Below are 4,371 nucleotides of genomic sequence, written 5' to 3'. Positions count from 1 at the left end.
GGTCATTGGTCATTGGTCATTGGTCATTGGTCACCTGTAACCTGTAACCTGTAACCTGTAACCTGTAACCTGTAACCTGTAACCTGTAACCTATTCCCTTGCTAGGACACCGTTAAGAAAGATATCCGCTAACCCCTCCGCCATTTTTTGCATTTCTTGGGGGGAGGCGTTGGGGTCTATGAGGGTATGATCAGAGAAACCAGCGATCGCAAACAAACCGAGAAAAACTTTAGCTCCAAGTTTGGCATCCATCTGACGATAGATGCCTTTATCTATTGCGGTTTGAAAAAATGCTTCCGCAACATCTGTCATTTTATCAATAACTTCTGTTTGAATGCGATCGCGCAAATCTGGATGAAATTGCACTTCCATGAAGCAAACGCGCATAATATCGGCGTTTTTTTGCAAATTCCACATCCGTCGCCGCATCACTTGAGCGATCGCCTGATAGCTACCCATTTCGCTCAGTTCTGTCAGTAAATCTGTGAGAATATCCACCCAACCGCTAGTGGCCACTTCCACCAAAATTGCTTTTTTATTGGCAAAATGACGAAAGAGAGTTCCTTCAGCTACCCCTGCGGTTTGTGCTAAATCACGGGTTGTAGTTCCCTCGAACCCTTTGGCAGCAAATAACCGCTGTGCTGCCTGTAAAATGCGTGTACGCGTCTGAGTTTCTGATGATGGAGGAGAATTAAAAATTCGCATAGTAGTTATTTTGATATCTTTAAAACAAGATTCGTAGCCCTATTGTGCAACATCAAATGCTAAAAATACAAAAAGCTTAATAGAAGATAACTCTCTTGTTGTTAAGTAGTCTATTTCTCAAGTAATGTAAATTTACTTTAACTTTTGCTTATGCACCAAACAATTTTAAATTTCTTCATGGGTAACGTTAAAAAATTCCCATTTCGTCGGCTATTAGCCACCACTTTGGTGTTAATAGTATTTGGTTGGGGATGGATGCCAGCAACAGCTTTAGCCCTGCAAAAATCCCCAAATTCCATTCAACCTTACCTAGAACAAGTAATTAATCGTCTCACCGAATTTCGCCTGGATAATGGGCTAAAATTCATTGTTTTAGAAAGACATCAAGCTCCAGTAGTTTCCTTTCTTACCTATGCTGATGTTGGTGGCATTGATGAACCAGATGGACAAACAGGGGTAGCCCACTTTCTTGAACATCTAGCATTTAAAGGCACAAAGCGCATCGGCACTAAAGATTATCAAGCCGAAGCACCACTTTTAGCCAAGTTAGAAAATTTAGATAACCAAATCAAAACCGCAAAAAATAGCGGTAAAAAAGATGAAATAGTGCGGTTAGAAACTGAATTTAAATCAGTAGAATCTCAAGCCCTAAAATTAGTTAAACAAAACGAAATGGGGCAAATAGTTGAACAAGCTGGAGGTGTGGGTTTAAATGCAACTACTTCTTCTGAAGCTACTCGCTATTTTTATAGTTTTCCCTCGAATAAATTAGAATTATGGATGTCCTTAGAATCAGATCGGTTCTTAGATCCGGTATTTCGAGAATTTTATAAAGAGAAAGAAGTAATTTTGGAAGAAAGACGCTTACGAGTGGAAAATTCTCCTATCGGACAGATGGTAGAAAAATTCATAGATGCTGCTTTCAAAGTTCATCCTTACCGCCGACCAGTAATTGGTTATGATCAAGATATTCGCAACTTAACACCGGAGAATGTGAGGAAGTTTTTTGATGATTATTATGCTCCCAGTAATTTAACAATTGCGATTGTGGGAGATGTCAATCCTGCTGAAGTCAAAAAACTGGCACAAACTTATTTTGGTCGTTATCAAGCTAAACCTAAACCCCAACAAAAACTGCCCGTAGAACCCCAGCAAACCGCCACCAGAGAAGTTACTTTAGAACTTGCTACTCAACCTTGGTATTTAGAAGGTTATCATCGTCCGGCTGTTACTCATCCTGATAATGCAGTTTATGAAATCATTGGCAGTTTATTGAGTGACGGGAGAACATCAAGACTTTATAAGTCTTTAGTGGAAAAACAAAGTTTAGCCCTAAATGCTCAAGGTTCTAGTGGCTTTCCAGGAGATAAATATCCTAATCTGATCTTCTTTTATGCTCTCACATCTCCAGGGAAAACAGTTGATGAAGTGGCGATCGCCTTACGCCAAGAAATTGATAAATTGAAAACTGAACCTGTATCTGCGGTGGAATTGGCACGACTCAAAACCCAAGCCAGAGCCGGTTTATTACGCAGTCTTGATTCTAACTCAGGTATGGCAGCACAGTTGTTAGAATATGAAGTCAAAACCGGTTCTTGGCGCAACTTATTTCAGCAATTAGATAAAATTGCCGCCGTTACTCCTGAAGATATTCAAAGAGTCGCCCAAGCCACATTTACACCAGAAAATCGCATAGTTGGCAAGTTGTTGTCCAAACAACCAGGCTAGAAATTAAAAATTCAAACAGGATTAAAGATTAATCCTGTCAATCCTTTAATCTTGATAGCGAAGCGTGGCGTTAGCCATAAATCCTGATCCAAATTTGAAAGTAGATATGTTGAGGTTTGATTTGAAAAGCAAAAAATTCCACTTTTCTAAGGGACAAAGATTTGTTTTCACCTTGTTAATTGTTGTTGCTTGTTTGCTCGTTAATTTGAATTTTTCTTGGGCAGCAACCACAGCCAAGCATTACGATGAGTTAAAATTTCCCCCAGTTTCAGCAATTAAATTACCCAAATATGAAAGGTATGTCCTCAAAAATGGTTTAGTAGTTTATTTAATGGAAGATCATGAACTACCATTGATAAATGGCACAGCACTAATCAGAACAGGTAGCCGTTGGGAATCAGCCGAAAAAGCAGGTTTAGCCACTTTAGTGGGTTCAACATTGCGAAGTGGTGGTACTCAAAAACATTCTGCTGATGAATTAAATGAAATTCTAGAACAACGGGCGGCTGCTGTGGAAACAGATATGGGTGAAGCTGCTGGTAGTGCTAGTTTTGAAGCCCTGACAGAAGACGTAGACATGGTATTTGGGCTATTTACTGAGGTACTGCGAGAACCGGCTTTTGCCCAGGAAAAAGTAGATTTGGATAAAACTCAAATTCGCGGTAGTATTGCTCGTCGCAATGATAATCCGAATAGTATTGCCAGTCGAGAGTTGAGAAAATTAATTTATGGCAAAGAAAGTCCTTATGCCCGAACAGTTGAATATGCAACTCTTGATAAAATTTCCCGTGATGATTTGCTGAAATTTTATCAACAATATTTTCACCCCAATAAGATCATTTTAGGGATTGTGGGTGATTTTAATACTCAAAAAATGCGATCGCTCATTCAAGCCAAATTAGGTGATTGGCAACCAAATCCGCAAACTGCCAAAACCCCATTACCACAAGTCACCCAAGCTAACTTAGGTGGTGTATATTTCGTTAATCAACCCCAACTCACCCAAAGTAGCGTCTTACTTGGTCATTTAGGCGGAAAATTCAACAATCCCGATTATCCAGCCTTAGATGTCATGAATGGCGTATTAAATAGTTTTGGTGGACGCTTATTTAATGAATTGCGATCGCGTCAAGGATTAGCTTACTCTGTATATGGAATGTGGAGTCCCCGTTTTGATTATCCAGGAACATTCGTCGCTGGAGGACAAACCCGCACCGAAACCACAGTTCAATTCATCAAATCCCTAGAAACAGAAATTAAACGACTACAAACCGCAAATATCACCGTTCAAGAATTAAATAAAGCCAAAGACTCCACCCTCAACTCCTTTGTCTTTAACTTTCAAGATCCTAGCCAAACATTATCCAGATTAATGCGATACGAATATTATGGTTATCCCGCCGACTTCCTCTTTCGCTATCAAAAAGCCATCACTACCACCACAGTCGCAGACGTGAAACGAGTAGCCCAAAAATACTTAAAACCAGAAAATTTAGTCACCTTAGTAGTCGGAAACCCAGCAGCCATGAAACAACCCTTAACCAACCTAGCCGCCAAAGTCACAACCATAGACATTACCATTCCCGGTACTCAACCAGCGGCCAAGAATTAAATACACCCGTAGGGGTCTCCCCGCCCTCTTAATTTAGATCCCCGACTTCTTAAAGAAGTCGGGGATCTGGTTAATTTCGTTATTCGTTATTAATTTAAAATAGTTCTTCCTTGTCCCGTTTATGATAACACACTGAAAATTTTTTGTCAACACCATAAAATCACTTTTTTCCGGTTGGTGTTTTTGTGTTAGCTTAATCAGCAGAAGCCCCACGTCTCACTCTTAGGAGCGTGGGATGAATGCGCGTGAGTTGAGTTGCGTAGCCCAAATTGTATTTGAGCGTAGCGAAAACAAAGAAGGCTACAGCGACGAAACGAACAAAATAT

General features: G+C 40.1%; 3 protein-coding genes. 2 read left to right on the top strand and 1 reads right to left on the bottom strand.

Annotation, left to right across the window (positions count from 1 at the left end):
- Nucleotides 1-90 precede the first annotated feature (90 nt).
- On the bottom strand, nt 91-705 hold the full coding sequence (locus PN471_RS10620; protein ID WP_271776825.1) for a TetR/AcrR family transcriptional regulator: 615 nt from the start codon (nt 703-705) through the stop codon (nt 91-93).
- A 150-nt stretch (nt 706-855) separates the two neighbouring features.
- On the opposite strand from PN471_RS10620, the gene PN471_RS10615 reads away from it, so the two are divergent.
- Both PN471_RS10615 and PN471_RS10610 read left to right on the top strand, forming a co-directional pair.
- Nucleotides 856-2,433: a M16 family metallopeptidase gene (locus PN471_RS10615; RefSeq protein WP_271776824.1), complete on the top strand. Its 1,578-nt coding sequence runs from the start codon at nt 856-858 to the stop codon at nt 2,431-2,433.
- A 106-nt stretch (nt 2,434-2,539) separates the two neighbouring features.
- Nucleotides 2,540-4,045, top strand: a complete 1,506-nt coding sequence (locus PN471_RS10610; protein WP_271776826.1) for a M16 family metallopeptidase — start codon at nt 2,540-2,542, stop codon at nt 4,043-4,045.
- Nucleotides 4,046-4,371: the final 326 nt, after the last annotated feature.

Source organism: Aphanizomenon sp. CS-733/32 (assembly GCF_028330045.1).
GTDB lineage: Bacteria > Cyanobacteriota > Cyanobacteriia > Cyanobacteriales > Nostocaceae > Dolichospermum > Dolichospermum gracile.
The sequence above is the reverse complement of the archived record's forward strand: the minus strand, read 5'-3'. Positions and strand labels throughout refer to the sequence as shown.

What these genes read in the sequence shown, in the direction of transcription:
- PN471_RS10615 (WP_271776824.1), top strand. Translation starts at nt 856, where the DNA reads ATGCACCAAACAATTTTAAATTTCTTCATGGGTAACGTTAAAAAATTC.
- PN471_RS10620 (WP_271776825.1), bottom strand. Translation starts at nt 705, where the DNA reads ATGCGAATTTTTAATTCTCCTCCATCATCAGAAACTCAGACGCGTACA.
- PN471_RS10610 (WP_271776826.1), top strand. Translation starts at nt 2,540, where the DNA reads ATGTTGAGGTTTGATTTGAAAAGCAAAAAATTCCACTTTTCTAAGGGA.